20 protein-coding genes are annotated in these 22,137 nt (G+C 58.1%); 7 read left to right on the forward strand and 13 right to left on the reverse strand.

The features are described from left to right. Positions 1 to 13: 13 nt before the first annotated feature. Positions 14 to 856 carry a 23S rRNA (adenine(2030)-N(6))-methyltransferase RlmJ gene (locus tag EDF73_RS12230; protein ID WP_132729395.1) on the reverse strand — a complete coding sequence of 281 codons (843 nt, stop codon included), beginning with the start codon at positions 854 to 856 and terminating at the stop codon, positions 14 to 16. Between the two features lie 193 nt (positions 857 to 1,049). Between EDF73_RS12230 and EDF73_RS12235 the strand changes: the two genes are divergently transcribed. The 3 genes from EDF73_RS12235 to rsmJ all read left to right on the forward strand — a co-directional run bounded on the left by EDF73_RS12235 (position 1,050) and on the right by rsmJ (position 5,518). Continuing rightward, a complete protein-coding gene (locus EDF73_RS12235; protein WP_132729396.1) occupies positions 1,050 to 2,321 on the forward strand; it encodes a phosphatase PAP2 family protein in 1,272 nt (423 codons plus the stop codon). A gap of 268 nt (positions 2,322 to 2,589) precedes the next feature. Beyond that, on the forward strand, positions 2,590 to 4,632 hold the full coding sequence (prlC, locus tag EDF73_RS12240; protein WP_132729397.1) for an oligopeptidase A: 2,043 nt from the start codon (positions 2,590 to 2,592) through the stop codon (positions 4,630 to 4,632). Positions 4,633 to 4,765: 133 nt separating this feature from the next. Continuing rightward, positions 4,766 to 5,518, forward strand: coding sequence for a 16S rRNA (guanine(1516)-N(2))-methyltransferase RsmJ (gene rsmJ, locus EDF73_RS12245; RefSeq protein WP_132729398.1), 753 nt, complete (start codon positions 4,766 to 4,768; stop codon positions 5,516 to 5,518). A 65-nt stretch (positions 5,519 to 5,583) separates the two neighbouring features. On the opposite strand, the gene EDF73_RS12250 is transcribed toward rsmJ, so the two are convergent. Then, positions 5,584 to 6,786, reverse strand: a complete 1,203-nt coding sequence (locus EDF73_RS12250; protein WP_132729399.1) for an NAD(P)/FAD-dependent oxidoreductase — start codon at positions 6,784 to 6,786, stop codon at positions 5,584 to 5,586. A gap of 232 nt (positions 6,787 to 7,018) precedes the next feature. Here EDF73_RS12250 and EDF73_RS12255 point away from each other — a divergent pair, with 232 nt between their 5' ends. Continuing rightward, positions 7,019 to 7,522, forward strand: a complete 504-nt coding sequence (locus EDF73_RS12255; protein ID WP_132729400.1) for an Rrf2 family transcriptional regulator — start codon at positions 7,019 to 7,021, stop codon at positions 7,520 to 7,522. 36 nt (positions 7,523 to 7,558) lie between these two features. On the opposite strand, the gene dtpB is transcribed toward EDF73_RS12255, so the two are convergent. After that, positions 7,559 to 9,031 carry a dipeptide/tripeptide permease DtpB gene (gene dtpB / locus EDF73_RS12260; RefSeq protein WP_132729401.1) on the reverse strand — a complete coding sequence of 491 codons (1,473 nt, stop codon included), beginning with the start codon at positions 9,029 to 9,031 and terminating at the stop codon, positions 7,559 to 7,561. Between the two features lie 305 nt (positions 9,032 to 9,336). Then, on the reverse strand, positions 9,337 to 9,774 hold the full coding sequence (uspA, locus tag EDF73_RS12265) for a universal stress protein UspA (protein ID WP_004126268.1): 438 nt from the start codon (positions 9,772 to 9,774) through the stop codon (positions 9,337 to 9,339). A gap of 379 nt (positions 9,775 to 10,153) precedes the next feature. Between uspA and uspB the strand changes: the two genes are divergently transcribed. Next, positions 10,154 to 10,489: a universal stress protein UspB gene (gene uspB / locus EDF73_RS12270; RefSeq protein ID WP_132729402.1), complete on the forward strand. Its 336-nt coding sequence runs from the start codon at positions 10,154 to 10,156 to the stop codon at positions 10,487 to 10,489. A gap of 75 nt (positions 10,490 to 10,564) precedes the next feature. Here uspB and pitA read toward each other — a convergent pair whose 3' ends face one another. Then, positions 10,565 to 12,064, reverse strand: a complete 1,500-nt coding sequence (gene pitA, locus EDF73_RS12275) for an inorganic phosphate transporter PitA (RefSeq protein ID WP_132729403.1) — start codon at positions 12,062 to 12,064, stop codon at positions 10,565 to 10,567. A 230-nt stretch (positions 12,065 to 12,294) separates the two neighbouring features. On the opposite strand from pitA, the gene EDF73_RS12280 reads away from it, so the two are divergent. Then, positions 12,295 to 13,488: an NAD(P)/FAD-dependent oxidoreductase gene (locus EDF73_RS12280; protein WP_132729404.1), complete on the forward strand. Its 1,194-nt coding sequence runs from the start codon at positions 12,295 to 12,297 to the stop codon at positions 13,486 to 13,488. A 43-nt stretch (positions 13,489 to 13,531) separates the two neighbouring features. Here EDF73_RS12280 and EDF73_RS12285 read toward each other — a convergent pair whose 3' ends face one another. From EDF73_RS12285 to EDF73_RS12320, 8 genes are all read right to left on the reverse strand, one after another. After that, positions 13,532 to 14,545 carry a magnesium transporter gene (locus EDF73_RS12285; RefSeq protein ID WP_132729405.1) on the reverse strand — a complete coding sequence of 338 codons (1,014 nt, stop codon included), beginning with the start codon at positions 14,543 to 14,545 and terminating at the stop codon, positions 13,532 to 13,534. A 564-nt stretch (positions 14,546 to 15,109) separates the two neighbouring features. Continuing rightward, on the reverse strand, positions 15,110 to 15,526 hold the full coding sequence (nikR, locus tag EDF73_RS12290) for a nickel-responsive transcriptional regulator NikR (protein ID WP_132729406.1): 417 nt from the start codon (positions 15,524 to 15,526) through the stop codon (positions 15,110 to 15,112). Further along, the gene (gene nikE, locus EDF73_RS12295; protein WP_132729407.1) at positions 15,514 to 16,305 is read right to left on the reverse strand and encodes a nickel import ATP-binding protein NikE; all 792 of its coding nucleotides are present in this window, start codon (positions 16,303 to 16,305) and stop codon (positions 15,514 to 15,516) included. Before nikE ends, nikR begins: the two co-directional genes overlap by 13 nt. Next, positions 16,302 to 17,066, reverse strand: coding sequence for a nickel import ATP-binding protein NikD (locus EDF73_RS12300; protein ID WP_132729408.1), 765 nt, complete (start codon positions 17,064 to 17,066; stop codon positions 16,302 to 16,304). The genes nikE and EDF73_RS12300 overlap by 4 nt, the downstream gene beginning before the upstream one ends. Then, the gene (gene nikC / locus EDF73_RS12305) at positions 17,066 to 17,899 is read right to left on the reverse strand and encodes a nickel ABC transporter permease subunit NikC (protein ID WP_132729409.1); all 834 of its coding nucleotides are present in this window, start codon (positions 17,897 to 17,899) and stop codon (positions 17,066 to 17,068) included. The genes EDF73_RS12300 and nikC overlap by 1 nt, the downstream gene beginning before the upstream one ends. Beyond that, complete coding sequence (nikB, locus tag EDF73_RS12310; protein WP_132729410.1) at positions 17,896 to 18,840, reverse strand: nickel ABC transporter permease subunit NikB; 945 nt, start codon at positions 18,838 to 18,840, stop codon at positions 17,896 to 17,898. Before nikB ends, nikC begins: the two co-directional genes overlap by 4 nt. Then, complete coding sequence (gene nikA / locus EDF73_RS12315; RefSeq protein WP_132729411.1) at positions 18,840 to 20,417, reverse strand: nickel ABC transporter substrate-binding protein; 1,578 nt, start codon at positions 20,415 to 20,417, stop codon at positions 18,840 to 18,842. The genes nikB and nikA overlap by 1 nt, the downstream gene beginning before the upstream one ends. A gap of 113 nt (positions 20,418 to 20,530) precedes the next feature. Further along, a complete protein-coding gene (locus EDF73_RS12320; protein ID WP_132729412.1) occupies positions 20,531 to 21,391 on the reverse strand; it encodes a LysR family transcriptional regulator in 861 nt (286 codons plus the stop codon). Positions 21,392 to 21,487: 96 nt separating this feature from the next. Between EDF73_RS12320 and EDF73_RS12325 the strand changes: the two genes are divergently transcribed. Next, entirely contained in the window at positions 21,488 to 21,994 is a 507-nt protein-coding gene (locus EDF73_RS12325) for a phenolic acid decarboxylase (RefSeq protein WP_165905713.1), read from the forward strand. The last annotated feature ends 143 nt before the right edge of the window (positions 21,995 to 22,137 follow it).

Consider the following 22,137-nt stretch of genomic DNA (forward strand, 5'->3'; position numbering starts at 1 on the left):
CCGATGATTGCGATTACTCAGGCACGATCCAGCTGACCGTGGCATGGCCGATGCCCGTCGGCGACAGCTTTTTATGCAGCCACGGCAGGACATTGTTCATCTGCTGCTCCAGCTTCCACGGCGGGTTGATGACGATCATCCCGGAGGCCGTCATACCGCGCTGGTCGCTATCCGGACGCACGGCCAGTTCAATCTGCATAATTCTGCGAATGCCGGTCGCTTCTAACTCTTTGATCATACGCTTAATCTGCGCACGCAGGACCACCGGGTACCACAGCGCATAGGTGCCGGTGGCAAAGCGTTTGTAGCCCTCGTGAATCCCGGCCACCACCGCCTGATAATCACTTTTAATTTCGTATGGCGGGTCGATAAGAATCAGGCCGCGACGGGAAACCGGCGGCAGTTTGGCTTTCAGCTGCAGGTAACCATCGGCTTTTGCCACCCGGGCGCGTTCGTCTTTCTGGAATTCAGCACGCAGCAGCGGGAAATCGCTCGGGTGCAGCTCGGTCATGTGCAGGCTGTCCTGCTCGCGCAGCAGCTGGCGGGCGATCAGCGGAGATCCCGGATAATAGCGCAGCTGGCCGCTACGGTTGAAATGCTGAACGACGGAAATATACGGCTCCAGCTCGGCCGGCAGATCGTCCTGTTGCCAGACGCGGGCGATACCTTCCAGATATTCGCCGGTCCGCTCGGCGTGCTCGCTACTCAGCTGATAGCGGCCTGCGCCGGCGTGAGTGTCCAGATAGAGAAACGGCTTCTCTTTCTCTTTCAGCGATTCGATGATCAGACTCTGAACGGTGTGTTTAAGGACGTCGGCGTGGTTGCCTGCGTGAAAGCTATGGCGATAACTGAGCATGGATGCGGAGATTCCGGGAATTAAACAAGATGATCGATAGTTTACCGCAGATCCGCGCAGATTACCGCTGTAGCGCCGCGCTGTTTCAATACCGACAAAAGCGTTGCAAAACATGACTGCGTCATAAAAATGTCAAACATCAGCGCTAGCGTCGCGTGAAGGCAAGGTAATTGTTTGAATAAAAGGAAAAATAATGAAACTGCAAATCACACTTCTGACGTCGGCGTTACTCCTCGCGCTACCGGTTCTGGCGAAAGACGTTTCGTTGAATCAGGCGGCGGCGATCGCCGGCAGCGTCACCCCGGCGGCGGAAGGCCCGGCGTTTAGCGCCCTCGAAAGCCAGGCGCTGAGCCAGCTGCGCCATGCGCTGCAGGGCGATGCCGCGACGCTGACTCGCGCTCAGCTGGAACACGCGAAACAGACTAAAACCCAGGCGGATAAGGCCTGGCTAAAGGCCAGCGGCTATGACTTCCAGGCGAAAGCCAACCAGCAGGCGGGGATTGCGCTGCTTTCCGCCTTCAGCACGCTCCCGGATTCGGTCGTGAAGGATAACCTCGCCACGGTCACCGCCATTAACCGCGATGCGACGCAGGCGACCCGTCATCAGGCGCTGGCGGACGCGGAAGGGATTAACTATCTCTATTTCCTCAGCGATGCGCTGGGGCCGCGGTTGGGGAAAGCTTTCCTCACCGCCTACGATAAAGGCGAATTGAGCAAAGCGGCAGCGTTGATCAAGGCCAGCGAAGTCAGCACCGGGGCGGCGAAAAAACACTTCAACAACCCGCGCCCGTTTTTGATTCAGGGCAACACCATCCATCTGGTGCCGGACGACGTGGTGGTAAAGGATAACCAGCCCTATACCGCCGACGAAGGCTCCTTCCCCAGCGGGCACACCAATACCGGGTATACCGATGCGCTGCTGATGGCCGAAATGATCCCCGAACGCTTCGATGCGCTGGTCACGCGCGGGGCGCGCTATGGGTATTCCCGTATCGTGCTCGGCGTCCACTATCCCCTGGACGTGATGGGGTCGCGGATGGTGGCTCAGCGTAACGTGGCGCATTATCTCAATGATGCGAAGTATCGCGCCTTATTCAATGAGGCCCGCGATCAGCTGCGCGCGGCGCTGGAAAAAGAGTGTGGCGCCTCGTTGGCCGAGTGTGCGAAGCCCGCCGGGAAAGACGATCCGTATCGCGACCCGGCGATGCACGCATTTTATCAGTTCACCATGACCTACGACCTGCCGCAGCAGAAGGGTGCGAAGCCGGGCCTGAAGGTGCCGGAAGGCGCGGAAGTGCTGCTGGAAACCGCGCTGCCGCATCTGTCCGCCGCGCAGCGTCGGGCGCTGATGGTGAAAACCGCGCTTCCGGCAGGCTATCCGCTGGCGGGAGAAAACGCCGACCAGCAGTTCTGGCAGCGCGTGAACCTGCCTGCCGCCTGGCAGATGGCGCAGAAAACGCGCTAATTGAAGCGGGAGCCTGAAGTATTCGCATTGCAGGAAGGCATCGCTATCCCCCCTGCAATGCGCAATATGGGGCGCCGCCCTGCCGCCGGGAGCCCCCGGATAGCGGCGCCCACGTCTTATCCGGCCAACCCCGGCAAACGCTGATTGCAGTAATACCCGGCGCGACGCACGGCGTGACATTGAAATTCCCGCAACGATCCCCCATTCTAGATCTCATGCTAAAGCGCCGGAGCGCGCTTCATTCACCCTTTTCAACAGGACTGCGCATATGACCAATCCATTATTGACGCCTTTTTCACTGCCGCCTTTCTCTGCGATCAAGCCGGAACATGTCGTCCCTGCGGTCACCAAAGCGCTGGCCGACTGCCGGGCTGCGGTAGAAAGCGTGGTCGCGCAAGGCGCGCCGTATAGCTGGGAGACGCTGTGTCAGCCGCTGGCCGAAACGGACGATGTGCTGGGGCGTATCTTCTCCCCGGTAAGCCACCTGAACTCGGTCAAAAACAGCCCCGAGCTGCGGGAAGCCTATGAACAAACCCTGCCGCTGCTGTCGGAATACAGCACCTGGGTGGGTCAGCACGAAGGTCTGTACAAAGCGTATCGCGATCTGCGCGACGGCGACCATTACGCCACCCTGAACACCGCGCAGAAAAAAGCGGTGGACAACGCGCTGCGCGATTTTGAGCTGTCCGGTATCGGTCTGGCGAAAGAGCAGCAAAAACGCTACGGCGAGATCGCTGCGCGGCTGTCCGAACTCGGCAACCAGTACAGCAACAACGTCCTGGATGCCACCATGGGCTGGAGCAAGCTGATCGCCGACGAAGCCGAGCTGTCCGGTATGCCGGAGAGCGCGTTGGCGGCGGCCCAGGCTCAGGCGCAGGCCAAAGAGCAGGAAGGCTATCTGCTGACCCTCGATATCCCGAGCTACCTGCCGGTGATGACCTACTGCGACAACCAGGCGCTGCGCGAAGAGCTGTATCGCGCCTACTCCACCCGCGCGTCGGACCAGGGGCCGAATGCCGGCAAATGGGACAACAGCCCGGTGATGGCAGAAATTCTCGCTCTGCGCCACGAGCTGGCGCAGCTGTTGGGCTTTGAAAGCTATGCCTGCAAATCCCTGGCGACCAAAATGGCGGAAAACCCGCAGCAGGTGCTCGACTTCCTGACCGACCTGGCCAAACGCGCCCGCCCGCAGGGGGAGAAAGAGCTGGCCCAGCTGCGCGCCTTCGCGAAAGCGGAGTTTGGCGTTGATGAACTGCAGCCGTGGGATATCGCTTACTACAGTGAAAAACAGAAGCAGCATCTCTACAGCATCAGCGATGAGCAGCTGCGCCCTTACTTCCCGGAAAACAAAGCCGTTAACGGCCTGTTCGAAGTCGTTAAGCGCATTTACGGTATTACCGCCAAAGAGCGCACCGATGTTGACGTCTGGCATCCGGAGGTGCGTTTCTTCGAACTGTATGACGAGAACAACGAACTGCGCGGCAGCTTCTATCTTGACCTGTATGCCCGCGAACACAAGCGCGGCGGGGCGTGGATGGACGATTGCGTCGGCCAGATGCGCAAACTCGACGGGTCGCTGCAAAAGCCGGTCGCCTACCTGACCTGCAACTTCAACCGTCCGGTTAATGGTAAACCGGCGCTGTTTACCCATGATGAAGTCATTACCCTGTTCCACGAGTTTGGTCACGGCCTGCACCATATGCTGACCCGGATCGACACCGCCGGGGTCTCCGGCATCAGCGGGGTACCGTGGGATGCGGTCGAGCTGCCGAGCCAGTTTATGGAAAACTGGTGCTGGGAGCCGGAAGCGCTGGCGTTTATCTCCGGCCATTACGAAACCGGCGAACCGCTGCCGCAGGCGCTGCTGGACAAAATGCTGGCGGCGAAAAACTACCAGGCCGCGCTGTTTATTCTGCGCCAGCTGGAGTTTGGCCTGTTCGACTTCCGTCTGCACGCCGAATACCGGCCGGAGCAGGGGGCCAAAATCCTCGAAACCCTGGCGGAGATCAAAAAGCAGGTCGCCGTGGTGCCGGGGCCGTCGTGGGGCCGGTTCCCGCATGCCTTCAGCCATATCTTCGCCGGAGGGTACGCGGCGGGTTACTACAGCTACCTGTGGGCCGACGTACTGGCCGCGGACGCCTTCTCGCGCTTCGAAGAGGAAGGCATCTTCAACCGCGAAACCGGACAGTCGTTCCTCGATAACATTCTGAGCCGCGGCGGTTCTGAAGAGCCGATGGTGCTGTTCAAACGCTTCCGCGGGCGCGAGCCGCAGCTCGACGCGATGCTGGATCACTACGGGATTAAAGGCTGATTTACCCGTCATACTTCAAGCTGCCTCTTCGGCAACTGTTCTCACTCGCCCTGGGCACGTACGCTTGTCCGTTCCCAGGGATTTGTTCCCTTGTTGTCTTGATGCAACGTGAATTATTTAGGGTAAAGCGGAAGTGAAGATCTGCTTAATTGATGAAACGGGCGCCGGAGACGGCGCCTTATCTGTTCTTGCCGCCCGCTGGAATCTGACGCCGGACGAGGACAACCTGATGGCGCTGGTCATGACCCGCGAACATCTGGAGCTGCGTAAGCGCGATGAGCCGAAACTCGGCGGGATCTTTGTCGATTTTGTCGGCGGAGCGATGGCCCATCGACGTAAGTTTGGCGGCGGCCGCGGTGAAGCGGTGGCGAAAGCGGTGGGCGTGAAAGGCGACTACCTGCCGGATGTGGTGGATGCGACGGCAGGACTGGGGCGCGATGCGTTTGTGCTGGCCTCGGTGGGCTGCCGCGTGCGCATGCTGGAGCGGAATCCGGCGGTGGCGGCGCTGCTCGATGATGGCCTGGCCCGCGGCTATGCCGACCCGGAAATCGGCCCATGGTTACGCGAGCGTTTGCAGCTGATCCATGCTTCCAGCCTGACGGCGCTGACGGACATCACGCCGCGTCCGCAGGTGGTCTATCTTGACCCGATGTTCCCGCACAAGCAGAAAAGCGCGCTGGTGAAGAAAGAGATGCGCGTGTTTCAGTCGTTGGTCGGAGCGGATCTCGATGCCGACGGGCTGCTGGAGCCGGCGCGACGGCTGGCCAGTAAACGCGTGGTGGTGAAGCGCCCGGATTATGCACCGCCGCTGGCGGACGTCGCCACGCCGAACGCCGTCGTCACCAAGGGCCACCGGTTCGATATCTACGCCGGTACGCCTGAGTAAACACGCACACCCGTGGAGCGCCCGGGTCCAGCGCTGCAGAAGTTCGCCCCCGGGCCCACGTTTTCTTACACAAACGGCGCCAGCGGGTCGGCAATCGCCAGGGCGGCGGCTTTCTCAGCCTTCGGCGGATAGATAAGCTCGCGGGTGATCGACATCTTCAGTTTCTTGGCCTCTTCGCGGGTCAGTTTTACCTGCTGATCCCAGCCTTCGGTATAGACCGCGCCCCAGGTACCGAGATCGAGACAGGTCACGTAGTTTTCCTGGCGATAGGGCAGCGGCGCGACCTCAAGCAGACTGGCCGCCGCGTTGTTGCCGGCAAATTTGCCCAGCAAAATCGCGTGCTGGCAGGTCATCAGCGCATGATTACCCTTGTCATCAGTCGCCGCGTAGGCCACGTCGCCGGTGGCATAAATATCGTCATAGCCCTCCACCTGTAGCGCCGGATTGACATGCAGACGGCCCAGTCGATCGCGCGGAGCGTCAATCTGTGTCGTCAGGTCGTTAGCCTGTACGCCAACGGTCCAGATAACGGTCTGCGACGCAATTTTGTGCCCATCTTTCAGTACTACGCCGTCGGCATCAACACGTTCGACTTCAGCATTAACCCGCCATTCTATACCGAGCTCAGCAGAGGCCTCGACAATCACGTCGCGTAATGCGTCGCTGTAGCGGGAACCCGGCCGTGGACCGCGCTCAACTACGACTACTCTGGTCTTAGCATTCGGGCCGACGATCGCGCGCAACTTATCGGGGAGCTCCATTGCCATCTCAATACCGGTGAAGCCGCCGCCGCAAACCACCACGGTGTTGCGCGATGCGCTATCGGCGACGTGGGCCAGTGATTGTAGGTGCTTCTCCAGGACGATGGCGGTTTCCAGCTGATCGAGATCGAAGGCATAGCGCTCGGCTCCGGCGACCAGCGAGCGGTTGACGTGACTGCCGCTGGCCAGGATTAAGCGGTCGTAAGCCAGTGAGTGCGTGTCACCGCTGGCATCCGTCCAGATCACGGACTTACTGGCCGGCAGGAGCTGGGAAACCGTCCCGCGCAAGAACCGGACCCCGGTGGCCTCAAACAGGGGCTGCAATGGGGCCACCAGCGTCGGCACGGCATTCTCATAGAAACGCGGTCGCACGCGTAGTTCCGGCTGCGGCGCAATGACCGCGATCTCGATGGCCTGATGTTGATATTTATCGGCCAGACGTGCGGCGCTAAGCGCGGCCCACATCCCCGAAAAACCAGCGCCAACGATCACAATTTTCTTACTCATAATGGCTTCACTCACGGTTAACTACGATGTATTTACTCGGATTTTATCGGTCGTAGTTTGTGATGGCAATGTGATTTGTGCGATCGCGGAAGCTATGGCGGTGTAATTTGTTTTATATTATTGATAATTAACTAATTAAATTTATACTTTGCTGCCTTGCATTTTATCCATCTGGTATGGATGTAGCGAAAAAGCTACAATAACTCAGATTTATTTTGGCTGAGATTAGAGAATGGCATTCTACAGTTCCGGAGTTGAGTACGGCATCCATAGCCTGATGTGCATGGTGGACAGTAAAGGTGATGCCCGCGATATGAGCGTGCGGGAAATCGCCGATCTGCAAAGCGTGCCTTACGATTATCTGGCCAAAATCTTTACCCGGCTGTCCAAAGCAGGCCTGGTGCGCAGTATTGAAGGCAAGGGCGGCGGGTTCCAGCTGGCGAAGCCTGCGGAGCACATCACGGTGCTGGATGTGGTAAATGCCATCGATGGCGACAAGCGTATTTTCGAATGCCGTGAGATTCGCCAGCGGCTGGCGGTGTTTGGCGCACAGCCGCCGGAATGGGCCTGCGAAGGGATTTGCGGCGTGCGTTCGGTGATGGAGATAGCACAGCAGCGGATGGAAGAGGCCTTAGGGCAACATACTATTCTGGACTTGACGCGCAAGATGTATCGCAAAGCGCCGGATGAGTTTGTCATTGAGGTACAGGACTGGATCGCCGCGCGGAAGAGTTAACCTCAGCCAGTCGCTGACTGAGGTTAATCGGCGTCGCTATTTCTCGCTCGCCGGCGTGTTAATCATCCGGTTGAGCCACGGCACCAGAATCGCCATCACGAGGGTGACGCCGAGGGTGACCAGACCAATTTTGCCAAATACGTTGGTATAGATCGGTAAGGTTTGCAGCGGGTCGGTAATATTTTCCGGGACGGCGGTGAAGGTGGCGACATATCCCCCCATCAGGAAGGCCGCCGCCTGGGTCAGGAACCACATCCCAAGAATAAAGCCCATCAGATGCTGGGGCACCAGCGCGGCGACCATCGCCAGGCCGAGGGCGCTAATCAGCAATTCCCCCAGACTCTGGAACAGATAAATCAGCACGATAAACCAGGGCGATGTCAGCCCCTGCGCATCGGCGAACCAGATCCCCGCCGCCGCCGCGGTCAGGAACCCCAGCGAACATAAAAACATACCGAGGGTAAATTTCATCGGCATAGTCAGGTCTTTACCTTTGTTGCCGAGGCGGGTGTACAGGGCCGCCAGTACCGGGCTGGCGACCACCACCCAGAACGGGTTCAGCGCCTGGAAACTGACCGGGTTAATAGTGAAGCCAAGAATATCGTGATGGACGTTATTGATGGCAAAGAAGTTGAGCGAGGTCGGCATTTGTGCGTACAGAATGTAGAACAACACCGCTTCCAGCATCAGGATAAAGGCGACAAACATCTTGTTGCGCCCGGTTTTCTCGAGCTTGAAAGCCTCGCGGAAGAAGAAAACGATCACCACGATGGAGAGGACAATCAGGACCAGATTGGCGATTTTGACGTTATGCATCAGCCAGGCGCAGAGGTACACCATTACCACGGTGCCAGACAGCACGTACAGCAGGTTACGTAAAATTAACGGCCGGTGGTCTGGCTCTGAACCGATATCTTTTACCATCCCGCGGCAGGCGAAATAGACCAGTAGGGCGATAATCAGCCCCGCGCCGCACAGATTATAGGTGACGGCATAGCCAAATTTTTCGGCAATCACCGGCGCCAGAGAGAGCGAGAGCAGCGAGCCGATATTAATCGACATGTAAAACAGGGTGAACGCCCCATCGAGGCGGGCATCCTTTGGCGGATAGCATTTTGACAGCAGGCTGGCGGGGTTGGCCTTAAACAGCCCGTTACCGACGGCGATGGTGCCCAGGGCGATAAAAATCAGGTCCGGTTTTAACAGCGACAGTCCGGTCATGAAGTAGCCGAGCGCCAGCACAATCGCCCCCAATACCAGCGTACGCTTTGTGCCGAGCAGGTGATCGCCCACATAGCCGCCGATGGAGATCAGGCCGTAAACTAATGCCGCAAAGGCGCCAAAGGTAACAAAGGCTTGTTCCTGAGAAAATCCAAGCTGTTTAACGAAAAAGACCGCCAGGATGCCCTGGACGCCGTAATAGCCAAATCGCTCCCATAATTCCACAAAAAAAATCATGAAGAACGGCCGGGGTTGCTGCAGTAACCCCGTAGGTGCTGTTGTTTTCATATTCCTTCGCCTTGTCGTGCTATCCCAAAAAAGTATGAACGCGTATGCCGGAACGCGCTGAAAAGTATTCTTAAGCTAAATGACGTGGTCATTTGCCTTATGTGTAGATTATTATATAGATTATTTTTCTTTTAATTGGTTGATCACACTAATCATTAATAAATAATTGGATTGATATGCTTATTTTTTCTGCAAAAGAATTCGCGTGAGTGAAGCGCAGAAGAGGGAGGGGAGATGGCGCCGGAGAAAGCAACAACGCCCGCATAAGCGGGCGTTGATAAGTCTGATGGTCAAGGCGCGGGCGGTTATTCGTCTTCTTCGTCGCGCAGCGGAACAATCAGCATATCGACGTGCACGGTATTGATCAGCTGGCGTGCGGAAGACATCAGCTTGCTCCAGAAATCCTGATGGTGCCCGCAGACCACCAAATCCATATCGTATTTTTTAATGGCATCCACCAGTACCTGGCCGAGATCGCCGCTACCGCTCAGGGTTTCGGTAATCGGATAGCCTGCATTGGTCGACAGCTCGCTCAGCGCGTGGTGGGTCTCTTCGGAAATGCGTTTCTGCATATCGCCAAGATTGACATCGATCAGACCGGTGTACAGGTCGGAGTAGTTAACATCGACGTGAATCAGAGAAACCTTGGCATTGTAAGGACGCGCCATAGAAACGGCTTTCTCTACCAGCACTTTGCTTTCCGGGGAGAGATCTACTGCAATAAGAATATGTTTGTAAGCCATAGTGTTACTCCTTCCATAAGTTGTCGATGACCATTGGACCAGACAGCTGGTGCTGCCGCTTCGCCCGCGTCCTGCGGGCTAACCCGCGGGGGTTCAGCCCTTTAAGGACTTAATTGTAGAAGATATTTCTACCTTATAGCGCCCCTCGCGCTCCGTCAATGCACCTGGCCCACCTAAAGTTAAACAAATATATTCATCTTACGTATTGATAACGATTAACCTTGTGGTAAAAAAATGGACTGATCTCCTACACTATTTAATGAGCCGATCGGATAAATAAACGTGATCGGAATCGCACTCTTGTATTGTATGTTGGGTCGGGTATTGGGGAGCGCTAGCCCCGGAGGAGTCTCCGAGGGCGGGTCGCCGGGGAGGACGTATGATCAGCACTATTGCGCTGTTTTGGGCCCTGTGTATCGTTTGTGTGGTGAATATGGCACGCTACTTCTCATCATTGCGTGCGTTATTGGTTGTGCTACGTGGTTGCGATCCCTTGCTTTATCAATATGTTGATGGTGGAGGTTTTTTCACTTCGCACGGGCAACCGGGTAAACAGATGCGCCTGGTGTGGTATATCTATGCCCAACGTTACCGCGATCACCACGATGACGAGTTTATTCGTCGCTGCGAGCGTGTACGGCGGCAATTTATTCTGACCAGCGCCTTATGCGGGCTGGTGGTGGTGAGTCTGATTGCGCTGCTGATCTGGCACTAGCCGGCTGTGAGGTAAAAAAACGGGCCAGTTTCCTGACCCGTTTCATGCTGTTACCGCGATGGCGGATAAGCGGATTTAGATAATCTTCAGGGCAATCCAGTACAGTCCGCCTGACAGCAGAATCGCTGCCGGCAGGGTGAGAACCCACGCCATCAGAATGCTGGTGACGGTCTTTTTCTGCAGGCCGCCGCCATCGACGAGCATCGTCCCCGCCACGGAGGAGGAGAGTACGTGAGTGGTGGAAACCGGCATCCCGGTATAACTGGCCAGGCCAATCGAAACGGCGGCGGTCATCTGGGCTGACATACCTTGTGCGTAGGTCATGCCTTTCTTACCAATCTTCTCGCCGATAGTGGTCGCCACGCGACGCCAGCCGATCATGGTGCCGATGCCCAGCGCCAGAGCAACCGCCATAATGATCCAGATTGGCGCGTACTCGATAGTACTCAGCATATCGGTTTTCAGTTTCTTCAGCAGACGCTGGTCGTCAGCGTTGACTTCCGGCAGCTTCGCCACTTTATCGGTAGTGTCGGAAATACACAGCATAATGCGGCGCAGCTGGCTACGCTGGTCAATAGAGAGCGCGTCATAGCTTTCAATACCGGTCAGCGCCGTCTTCACGCGACCCAGCGCGTTGATGGTGTTCGCCGGGTGGCAGTGGAACTCACCGCCGGTGTTGGCCGCGCCAGGCTCCGGGGATGGGATCAGCTGATCGACGCCGGTCGCTTTTTTCAACAGCTCAGGGCGCTGCTGGAAGAAGGTTTCCACGTTGTTGACCGCATCACGGGTACGGGTGATTTCATAGCCGGAGGCGTTCATGTTGACCACGAAACCTGCCGGCGCCACGCCGATAAGCACCAGCATCACCAGACCAATGCCTTTCTGACCGTCGTTGGCGCCGTGGGAGAACGACACGCCAATAGCCGACAGAATCAGGGCAATACGGGTCCAGAATGGTGGTTTTTTCTTGCCGTCTTTCTTTTCACGTTCCGCCGGCGTCAGGTGGATACGGGCGCGTTTCTTGGTCCCGCTCCAGTAACGACGCAGAATGAAAATCAGACCGCCTGCCACCACCAGACCGACGATCGGCGAGACGATCAGCGAGGCGAAAATACCGATGACTTTCGGGATATTCAGCGCGTCGACCACCGAGGTGCCGGTCATCAGCGCATTGGTTAAACCAATACCGATGATAGCGCCGATCAGGGTGTGCGAGCTGGAGGCCGGAAGGCCGAAATACCAGGTTCCGAGGTTCCAGATAATCGCTGCCAGCAGCATAGAGAACACCATGGCGAGGCCATGTGCGGATCCCATATTAAGCAGCAGGTCGGTCGGCAACATATGCACGATGGCATAAGCTACGCTAAGACCACCCAACAGAACGCCGAAGAAGTTGAAGAGGGCCGCCATCGCCACAGCAAGCTGCGACCGCATTGCGCGCGTGTAAATCACAGTTGCAACTGCGTTTGCGGTATCATGAAAACCGTTAATCGCTTCGTAAAACAGTACGAAAGCTAAAGCAAGCAATAGTAATAATCCGGTGTGTAAATCCAGACCGGCAAATAAATGTAGCATAGGACGTTACGCCATTTTGAGGACATGAACGCGGCGCATTATCAGTGACTTTAGCGGCGCGGGCAAAGTGAAATATAGACTTTTTTTGATTTTCTTCCTGTTTGGGGGCTACCCGCTTGGGAGTAATCCTATATCTTTCAATGATGTATCTAAATACATGGATTTTCGTGCTGGTGCGACCAGAGTGAAAAATTTACAATTCCCGACAATCGGGACATGAGGAAAGTTGTGTGGAAAGGTTTGATGCCATTGTGATCGGCGCCGGTGCGGCGGGAATGTTTTGTGCAGCGCAGGCGGGCCAGGCGGGGCAGCGCGTGCTGCTGCTGGATAATGGTAAAAAGCCAGGCCGCAAGATCCTGATGTCCGGTGGCGGGCGCTGCAACTTTACTAACATGTATATTGAACCGGCGGCCTATCTCAGTCAGAACCCGCATTTTTGTAAATCAGCGCTGGCGCGCTACAGCCAGTGGGATTTTATCGATCTGGTGGGCAAACACGGTATTGCCTGGCATGAGAAGACCCTCGGCCAGCTGTTTTGCGATGATTCCGCCGAGCAAATCGTCAACCTGCTGCTGGCCGAGTGTGCAAAGGGCGGCGTACAGATTCGCCTGCGTAGCGAAATTCTCAGCGTCGAACGTGACGACGAGGGCTTTACGCTGCAGCTTAACGGCGAGCCGGTGGCGGCAAAAAAACTGGTTGTCGCCTCCGGCGGTCTGTCGATGCCGGGGCTCGGCGCGTCGCCGTTCGGCTATAAGCTTGCCGAGCAGTTTGGCCTTAAGGTGCTGCCGACCCGCGCAGGGCTGGTGCCCTTTACCCTGCACAAACCGCTGCTGGAACAGCTGCAGGTTCTCTCCGGCGTTTCGGTGCCCTCAACCATCGCCGCGCAGGATGGCACGCTGTTCCGCGAAAATCTGCTGTTTACCCACCGCGGGCTATCCGGGCCGGCGGTGCTGCAAATATCCAGCTACTGGCAGCCGGGCGAGTTTGTCACCGTCAACCTGCTGCCGGATTGTCAGCTTGATGAGTTTCTTGACCAGCAGCGCAATGCGCACCCGAATCAAAGCCTGAAAAACACCCTGGCGATGCTGTTGCCGAAGCGGCTGGTGGAGTGCCTGCAGCAGCTGGGACAGATTCCGGACGTCACCCTCAGGCAGCTGAACGCGCGCGAGCAGGAGGCGCTGGTGGAAACGCTGACCGCGTGGCGGGTCCAGCCGAATGGCACCGAAGGCTATCGCACGGCGGAAGTGACGCTTGGCGGCGTGGATACTCACGAGCTCTCGTCACGGACCATGGAAGCGCGCAAGGTGCCGGGGCTCTATTTTATCGGCGAGGTGATGGACGTGACCGGCTGGCTCGGGGGGTATAACTTCCAGTGGGCATGGGCCAGCGCCTGGGCCTGCGCGCAGGCGCTGGCGGAAGCGTAAGAGGGGGGTCAGCCTCCTTTGCCGGAGCCTGACCCCTGGACGATCAGTTCAGGCCAAGAAAGTGCTGGGCGATTTTGAAGTAGATAATCAGCCCGGTGCCATCAATCAGCGTGGCGATAAACGGGGCGGAGACCACCGCCGGGTCGATACCGACGCGCTTGAGCACCATCGGTATCACCGATGAGACCACCGCACTCCACAGCGTAATACATACCAGCGTCAGGCTGACGATCAGCGTGATTTCCATGCCGATACCCATCATCCAGGCGCGTACGCATCCCGCCAGCCCCAGGGTGAGGGCGATCAGCAGCGAGGTGGAGACCTCTTTACGAATCACCCGGCCCATATCGCGTAGCCGTACCTCGCCCAGCGCCATGGAACGCACCAGGGTTGAGGTGATCTGCGTTCCGCTGTTGCCGCCGGTACCGATCAGCAGCGGAATAAAGAAGGCCAGCGCAATAGCCGATTCCAGCGCCTCTTCAAAATGCTGAATGACGCTGCTGGTGTAGGCTTCCGCGACGAACAGCAGCAGCAGCCATACCGATCGCTTCTTCCACAGCGTCCACGGGCTGATCTCCAGATAGGGCTGCTCCAGCGGCAGCGTCGCCCCCTGACGATGCGCATCTTCGGTGACATCATCTTCCAGCAGATGGGCAATCTCTTTTTCCATCAGGCAGCCCACCAGCTCGCCTTTCTCGACCACCGGCACGAGGTCGAGACCGCGCTCGGTGAGTTCGGTCACCACCTGCTGGCGTTCGTCATCAGGTTTGACGCGAAACAGGCAGCTGTCCATTAAATAGCGAATGGATTGCGCCGCATCGCTCTCCTGCAGCAATTTTTTAATGGACAGGCTGCCGCGCAGTTTTTTTCCAGCCACCACAAAAACCTGGCCGGGAATATCATCGCTGGTGAGCTGTGAGACAAAGAGCTCCCGCGCTTCATAGACGCTGAGGTGCTCGGGCAGAGTAATAAAATCGGTACGCATGTACTGGGCGATCGCATCCCCGTCGAAGGCGGAAGTGGCCAGGTGCGCGGCGCAGTGTTGCATTGAAGACATGGTGTAATTCCCTATAAAAAATCCCTCATAGGGGCGAACAAGACAGGATGAGCACAGGCAGATCCCTACGTCCTGGATTAGGTTGTGCCCCTGATTAGACGTGAACGTCGCTGGCGGTTATTTTGCCCCAGAGCAAGGCGTGAGCAGTGTGGTTTGGGGCCCCAAATGCGCTGTGAGCAACGCAGCATTGGGGCAAAATAGCCCCAGCCCTTCGGGACGCGCGCCGGAAACGCGTCAACGCCACGTATAATCAGGGACACAGCCTCGAACTGCACAACGTATCTGTCCGGCATAAACGCCGTCAGAAGTTACCCTGGCAACATCTTGATTCGATGGATGCCTGTATTTCCCTGAGGGGTCTCTGTTGATACCAGCAGGGCGGCAACTTGTATGTGTGCAGGAGCCTCGCCATAACGAGATCGTTAAATGAGCGGCCATTATAGGCAGGTGGGAAAGTGGTGAAAGCGTATAATTTACGTGGTTTATCAATGGTTGATAAACCACGTAAAATTGGCCGGTTTTCAGGATGATACGTCGAACTGCGTTTCGGCAAGCATCGCCGGGTCAGTCGTGCGGGCCGTCGTCTTGCGCGGTTAAGCAGTGCAGATGCCCGTGACGCACCCCGCGCTGGGCAATCACCTCGTCGGCGAAATGCTGAACTTCGCCCATTTCTCCCTTCAGGACCGCGATTTCCAGGCAGTCGTCGTGGCTGATATGGACATGCAGGGTGGCGACGGAGAGATCGTGATGATGGTGCTGGGTGGCGATCAGCCGGCTCGCCAGCTCGCGCTTTTCGTGTTCGTACACATAGGAAAGCACCGCGTAGCCACGCTGCCCGCTCTGCTGCGCATGCTCATGCATCAAAGCGTTGCGTAAAATATCGCGTACCGCCTCCGAGCGGTTGTGATAGCCGCGCCCGGCGCTTAACGCGTCGAGGGTCGCCAGAAGATCGTCATCAAGAGTCAGGGTTACGCGCTGCATGGTCGTTTCTCTTTAGCAAGGGAGGGCGGAAACGCGGGAAGTACCGCCCGCTGTAGCGCCCGGCCCGCCGTAGACTGAAGGCGCAGCGGGGCGTTGACCGCCGTAGTTTCAATAATCTGCCCGCTTTCCATCACCATCACCCGCTGGCAAAAACGCTCCACCAGCCGCAGGTCGTGGGTGATGAACAGGCAGGCGGTAGAAAACTGTACCTGCAGACGCTTCAGTAAGGCAACGATCTCCGCCTGCAAAACGAGGTCGAGATTCGATACCGCTTCATCGAGGATCAGCAGCCGCGGCTGCACCGCCAGCGCGCGCGCCAGACACACGCGCTGGAGCTGCCCGCCGCTGAGCTGGAGCGGGCGTTTATCGAGCGCGGCGGGGGAAAGATCGACGGCCCGCATCATCGCCTCGACCCGCGCCAGCCGCTCATCGCGCGAGTCGCGAAACAGATGGCGCAGCGGCTCGCCGATAATCTCTCCCACCGTTTTCCGCGGGTTCACGGCGCTGTGCGCATCCTGAAAAACCAGCTGGATCTCACGGCGGAAAGCCCGCAGCGCCTCGCCTTTTAAGACGCTAAGCGGCGTCTCGCGCCAGCAGATTGCGCCGCGAGCCGGAGATTCAAGGCCGACCAGCATACGCGCCAGGGTGCTTTTACCGCAGCCGCTGCGTCCGAGTAACGCCACCGTTTCTCCCGCGGCGATGCTGAGGCTCACCTCGTGCAGGACGGCGGGATGGTGTGGGTAATCGTGGCTGACATTGTTGACGTACAGCAGATTCATGATGCGCTCTCCATACCATACAGGGCCAGATGGGCCGCCAGCAGCCGCTGGCTGACCGGGTGCCGCGGGGCGCTAAACAGGGTATCGACATCGCAGCGTTCGACGATGCGCCCGTGGTCCATCACCGCCACCTCGTGCGCCAGCCGCGCCACCACTCCCATATCATGAGTGACCAGCAGCAACCCCTGGCCGCGGGTCGCGACAATCTCTGCCAGCAGATCGAGAATACGCCCCTGGGCGACGGCATCAAGATCGGTGGTCGGTTCATCGGCAAAGATAAACGGCGCTTTGCTCAGTAGCGCGAGAGCAATCATCATCCGTTGCAGCATGCCGCCGCTCATTTCGAACGGGTAGCGCAGCAGAAGCCGGGAGGGGGTTTCCAGCCCGACCGCCCGCAGCGTGGCGATAAGGGTCTCGTCATCCGCAGGCTGGCCGACGGCGCGACAGGTTTCCCGCGCGTGGGTGCCCATCGTGTGTAGCGGATTAAAGGCGCTGCGCGGATTCTGCATGATGGTGGCGACGGTGCCGCCGCGCAGCTGCGCGCCGTGCGCCGGCACGCCGTCCAGCAGCAGACGACCGGCGGTCTGTTTAACGCCAGGGGGCAGCACGTCAAGAGCGGCGGCGCAGGTCAACGATTTCCCGCAGCCGCTGCTGCCGATCAGGGCCAGCACCTGCCCGCGCCGCAAGGTCAGCGACAGGTCGTTTACCAGCGGACGGTCGGCGCACAGGGTAAACTGTTCGAACTGGATCTTCTGCGGCATCAGTGACTGTGCTCCGCGATCAGGTGAGGATCGAGACGATCGCGCAGGGCGTCGCCCACCAGGTTAAAGGCCATTACGCTGATAAAGAGCGCCAGGCCTGGCCACAGCATCTGTAACGGCTGCGTCCAGATGTACTGGCGGGCGTCGTTAATCATCACCCCCCATTCCGCCGTCGGGGCGCTGACCCCGAGACCGAGGAACGACATCCCGGCGACGTGCAGCATCATATGGCCGATATCGAGCGTCGCGAGGACCAGCAGCGAAGGCACCACCGCGCCTGCCAGATGATCGATAAAGAGCCGCCAGCGGCTCGCCCCGCTCAGCCGCGCGGCGAGAATAAATTCGCGCTGGCGCAGGGAAACCACCAGACTGCGCACCATCCGCGCGTACCATGCCCAGTGTGACAGGGCGATGGCGATAATCACATTGCTCAGCCCGCTGCCCAGCACGCCGACCATAAAAAACGACAGGATCGAGGTGGGGAAGGTCATAAACATATCGGCGGTTCGCATGGTGAGCTGATCGACACGTCCGCCCATCAGGCCCGCGCAGCCGCCGACCAGCAGCCCCAGCGCCAGCACCAGCAATAAACAGGCCATCACCGCGCCCAGCGACACCCGCGTGGCCGCCAGCAGGCGGGAGAAAATATCGCGGCCGAGGTGGTCGGTTCCCAGCCAGTGCTGGCCGTTCGGCGAGAGCAGGCGAGAGGGTAAATCAATGGCCTGGGGGTCATACGGTAACCACCACTGGCCGGTGAGCGCCACCAGCGCCAGCAGGGCGATGACGATCAGCGCGACCCGCACCGACCCGGGTGCGGCGCGGAAAACGTTCATGAATGCGCTCCTTCATGGCGGCGAATGCGTGGATCCAGCGCGGCGTTCAGGACATCTACCGCCAGATTACAGAGGGCGAACACCATCACCATAATAAGCGTAAAACATTGAATAACTGGATAGTCACGATTAAAGATTGCCGACACGGCATAGCGCCCGACGCCGGGCCAGGCAAAAATGTTTTCAATAATCATCGTGCCGCCGATCAGTTCGCCAATATGCATCCCAACGGCGGTAATCATCGGCAGCGAGGCGTTACGTAAAATGTGGCGGCGTTCGATTTGTCTGGCGTTCAGACCGCGCAGGCGCGCCCAGGTGACATGGCGTTGCCCGGCGACATCCAGCATGCTGGCGCGCAGCAGACGGGCGTTAATCGCCAGCGACATAAAAGCAATCGACACGGCGGGCAGGATGATGTGCTGCCAGCCGCCGTAGCCCATGGCCGGTAGCCACTGTAAATAGACCGAGAAGCCCATCACCAGCAAAAAGGCGAGCCAGAAGTTGGGCATCGACACGCCAAGAAAGGCGATCAGCCGGACGGTGAAATCCGGCAGGCGCTCGCGATGGCGCGCGGCCCAGATTCCCAGCGGTACGGAGGTCAGCAGGATCAGCACCAGCGCCGCGCCCGCCAGCTGTAGCGTCGCGGGGAGGAAGTGCATGACGTCGTCGAGTACCGGGCGCTGGGTGGCGAAAGAGCGGCCAAAATCCAGATGCAGCGCCCGCCACAGCCAGCTGGCGTACTGGGTGAAGAGCGGTTGATCCAGCCCAAGCATCGTCCGCGTGGAGGCGACCATCTCCGGCGTAGGCGGCAGGTTCGATAGCCGCAGATAGTCGAGCGCCGGGTCGCCGGTGCCGAGGCGCAGCATCAGGAAGATAATCACCGAGGCGGCGAAAATCATTGGTATCAGCAGCAGCAGACGCCGCAGGAGATAATGTCGCATCAGGGGGTTACCCCCTGGATCTGCGCGAAGGGAATGTCGGTGGCGATGGGGGCGTAAGGGATCGCCCCCAGTTCGGGTTTTGCCACCACCATCATTGAGATATAGCTGATTGGCAGATAGACCGCATCATCGTGCAGGCGGGTCAGAATATCGCGATACAGCGCCTGACGTTGAGTCTCATCGCTGGTGGCCAGAACCTGACCGATCTCTTTATCAATCAGCGGCTTGTCTGCCAACCCCTGCTGAGCCTGGTAATCGGCGTGCGAGGGCACGCGCATAGAGCTCATAAACGCATGCGGGTCGTACGGTCCCCCCCAGGTACGGTTGAATATCATGCCAAAACGGCCGTCGCGCTGGCGGGCGTAAATACTGCTTTCTTCTTCGCCGACCAGCGCGACATCGACGCCAGCCTGGCGCATATCGGCCTGAATAATCTCCGCCATCGATTTACTCAGCGCATCGGTGCCGATAAACGACAGTTCAATACGCAGCGGCTGGCCGTTTTTGTGCCGAATCTCTTCGCCCGCCGGCCTTAGCCAGCCGGCGTTCTCCAGCAGGGCATTGGCGCGCCGGGGATCGTACTGGCGCGGTTGCAGCCCGATATTGGCATACGGGACGGAGGGGGCGAACAGCGTATCGGCGACCTGCTGCGTGCCGTACAGCGCATTGTCGATCAGCGACTTTTTATTCACCGCGTAGTTTAGCGCTTCACGCACCGCCAGCTCATTGGTGGGGGCTTTGGCGGAGTTCAGCGCCAGCATCACCGTTTCGCCGGGTTGAGAAAGCTGGGTACGGTAAGCCGGGTTGTGACGGAAACGTTCGAAGGTATCCAGCGGCAGCAGACCTTCGTTACCGTAAAGCAGGTCGATATCCCCGGTTTCAAAGGCCACGGCGCGGGTCATCGGATCCGGGATCACTTTCACGGTTACCTGGCGCAGCGCCGGCTTTTCTCCCCAGTAGCGTTCGTTACGCACCAGGACATCATACTGGTTGAGCTTTGACTCTTTCAGTATCCAGGGGCCGGTGCCGACGGGGGCTTTGATGCCGTGCAGGGTGCCGCCCTCCACAAACTGCGACGGGGCGATAAAACGGAACGGGCGCGGCAGCGCCAGCTCCTGCAGGAACGGATAGTAGGCGCTTTTCAGGGTGATTTGCAGCTGCGTATCGCTCAGGGCTCTGACATCGCTAATCTGGTTGGTGAGCTCCAGCCAGGCGTGGCGCTGGCGGTTAGCCAGCACCGCCTGGAAGTTGGCAACCGCCGCCTGGGCGTTGAACGGCTCGCCGTTCGAGAAGCGCACGTCGTTACGCAGGGTAAAACGCCATACTTTCCCGTCGGCGGAGTGGCTCCAGCGGCTTGCCAGCCACGGTTTTACCGTACCATCCGCCTGATATTGCACCAGCGGTTCATAGACCATACTTTGGGCGAACATCTGGTTGGGGGTATACAGATGCGGATTCAGGGGGCCAACGTTTACCGGCCAGGCGGTGGTTAATTGCGTTGGCGCTGCGCAGGCGAGCAGAGGAGCGCAGGCGAGAACCGCCAGCAGGGCCGTGCGGAAAATAGACAAGGTATGCATCTCAGTGGACAGGAAAGTATGATGATTTTAATAATTCATCATACTTAGGGCGTAACCTGGATCAATATCAGGCCTTAAAACATAAGAAAACCCTATATCCGGCCACGGCCTGCTCAGCCGTGCCTGAACAGCGCCAGCAGCGTGGCGACCTGTTCATCAACAGGGGGCAGATCGCGCTTGACGATCAGATGCAGCGGCGTTGCCCGCCGTGCGCCGTGGCCGAGCGGCAGCGCTTGCAAGATGCCCTGGTCCAACTGCCGACGGATGCGTTCTTCCGGGAGCCAGCCGAAGCCAACCTGATACTGTACCGCGTCGATGGCGGCATCAATGGTCGAAAAGGTCCACGCCTCGCGGGCGGAGTGTGGATCGTGGCTGCGATCGGCGATACGCACCAGCGGCCAGGGGGCCAGCGCGTGATCATCCAGCGGTCCGTCAAAGGCGGCAAGCGGGTGATCCCGGTGGGCGACGGCGACAAAATCGATATTCATCAGCCACTCCCCGCGCCCGGTAATATCCTGACGACGGGTCAGCACCATCACATCGGCTTCGCTACGCGTCGGATCTTCTTCATCGAACGTCTCCAGTACCTCGGTCATCCTGACCTGCGTTTGCGGATAGCGCTGCTGGAACTGCCGCAGAATGGCAAACAGCCGCTCGCGGGGGAAAATGCTGTCAACGACCAGATTCAACCGGGTTCGCGCGCCGTCACGCAGGGTCGCGGCATGAGTTTCCACATAGGCAAAGGCCTGCAGCAGCGGTTTGACCTGGCTGAGCAGTAGCTCGCCTGCTGGCGTCAGTACGGCGCGGCGCCCTGATGGCGTCAGAAGCGTGACTCCCAGACGCTCCTGGAGCAGCGCGAGGTTATAGCTGACCGACGACTGGCTGCGGTGGGTCTCTTCCGCCGCTTTGGCGAAGCTACCCAGCTCAATAACCTTCTCCAGCAGCGCCCACTGCTCCAGGGTTGTCTTGTGCATAATTCATCTAAAAAGTGGATGTATTTAATCAAAACATAGCGTTATTCATTCATTTTTTAAAGCAGTAAGCTGCTTCTCCACAACAGAGGAGCAAAAATAATGAGCACTTTTGACAAACATGACCTGAGCGGCTTTATCGGTAAACATCTGGTTTATACCTACGATAATGGCTGGAACTACGAGATATATGTGAAAAACGGCACCACGCTGGATTACCGAATTCACAGCGGGATCGTGGCTAACCGCTGGGTGAAAGATCAGCAGGCGTGGATCGTCCGGGTGGGGGAGAGCATTTATAAAATCTCATGGACCGAGCCGACCGGTACTGACGTTAGCCTGATCGTGAACCTCGGCGATAAACTCTTCCACGGTACGATCTTCTTCCCGCGTTGGGTTATCAACAACCCGGAAAAAACCGTTTGCTTCCAGAATGAGCATATCCCGTTGATGATTTCTTACCGCGAGGCTGGTCCTGCCTACCCCACTGAAGTGATTGATGAGTTTGCGACCATCACCTTTGTTCGTGATTGTGGCGCTAACAATGATAATGTGATTAATTGCCCGGCTAATGAATTAGCGGAAAACTTTCCTGAAAATTTGTAATATTTTCGAAAACAATCTGTGATCCCATCCAGGGTTTCATAATCTTGACACCCGTAATCATTATTGCGAATTGGTTTACTCTTCGTTTAATTTTTCGATATTGCGTTCCCGTTTTTCTCATTGCAGGAACGCATCCTTCGGAG

It is taken from the genome of Klebsiella sp. BIGb0138 (assembly GCF_004342285.1).
Classification (GTDB): Bacteria; Pseudomonadota; Gammaproteobacteria; order Enterobacterales; family Enterobacteriaceae; genus Klebsiella.

Coding starts and splice junctions, on each gene's coding strand:
- EDF73_RS12230 (WP_132729395.1), bottom strand. CDS start 856: ATGCTCAGTTATCGCCATAGCTTTCACGCAGGCAACCACGCCGACGTC.
- EDF73_RS12235 (WP_132729396.1), top strand. CDS start 1,050: ATGAAACTGCAAATCACACTTCTGACGTCGGCGTTACTCCTCGCGCTA.
- prlC (WP_132729397.1), top strand. CDS start 2,590: ATGACCAATCCATTATTGACGCCTTTTTCACTGCCGCCTTTCTCTGCG.
- EDF73_RS12250 (WP_132729399.1), bottom strand. CDS start 6,786: ATGAGTAAGAAAATTGTGATCGTTGGCGCTGGTTTTTCGGGGATGTGG.
- EDF73_RS12255 (WP_132729400.1), top strand. CDS start 7,019: ATGGCATTCTACAGTTCCGGAGTTGAGTACGGCATCCATAGCCTGATG.
- dtpB (WP_132729401.1), bottom strand. CDS start 9,031: ATGAAAACAACAGCACCTACGGGGTTACTGCAGCAACCCCGGCCGTTC.
- uspA (WP_004126268.1), bottom strand. CDS start 9,774: ATGGCTTACAAACATATTCTTATTGCAGTAGATCTCTCCCCGGAAAGC.
- uspB (WP_132729402.1), top strand. CDS start 10,154: ATGATCAGCACTATTGCGCTGTTTTGGGCCCTGTGTATCGTTTGTGTG.
- pitA (WP_132729403.1), bottom strand. CDS start 12,064: ATGCTACATTTATTTGCCGGTCTGGATTTACACACCGGATTATTACTA.
- EDF73_RS12285 (WP_132729405.1), bottom strand. CDS start 14,545: ATGTCTTCAATGCAACACTGCGCCGCGCACCTGGCCACTTCCGCCTTC.
- nikR (WP_132729406.1), bottom strand. CDS start 15,526: ATGCAGCGCGTAACCCTGACTCTTGATGACGATCTTCTGGCGACCCTC.
- nikE (WP_132729407.1), bottom strand. CDS start 16,305: ATGAATCTGCTGTACGTCAACAATGTCAGCCACGATTACCCACACCAT.
- EDF73_RS12300 (WP_132729408.1), bottom strand. CDS start 17,066: ATGCCGCAGAAGATCCAGTTCGAACAGTTTACCCTGTGCGCCGACCGT.
- nikC (WP_132729409.1), bottom strand. CDS start 17,899: ATGAACGTTTTCCGCGCCGCACCCGGGTCGGTGCGGGTCGCGCTGATC.
- nikB (WP_132729410.1), bottom strand. CDS start 18,840: ATGCGACATTATCTCCTGCGGCGTCTGCTGCTGCTGATACCAATGATT.
- nikA (WP_132729411.1), bottom strand. CDS start 20,417: ATGCATACCTTGTCTATTTTCCGCACGGCCCTGCTGGCGGTTCTCGCC.
- EDF73_RS12320 (WP_132729412.1), bottom strand. CDS start 21,391: ATGCACAAGACAACCCTGGAGCAGTGGGCGCTGCTGGAGAAGGTTATT.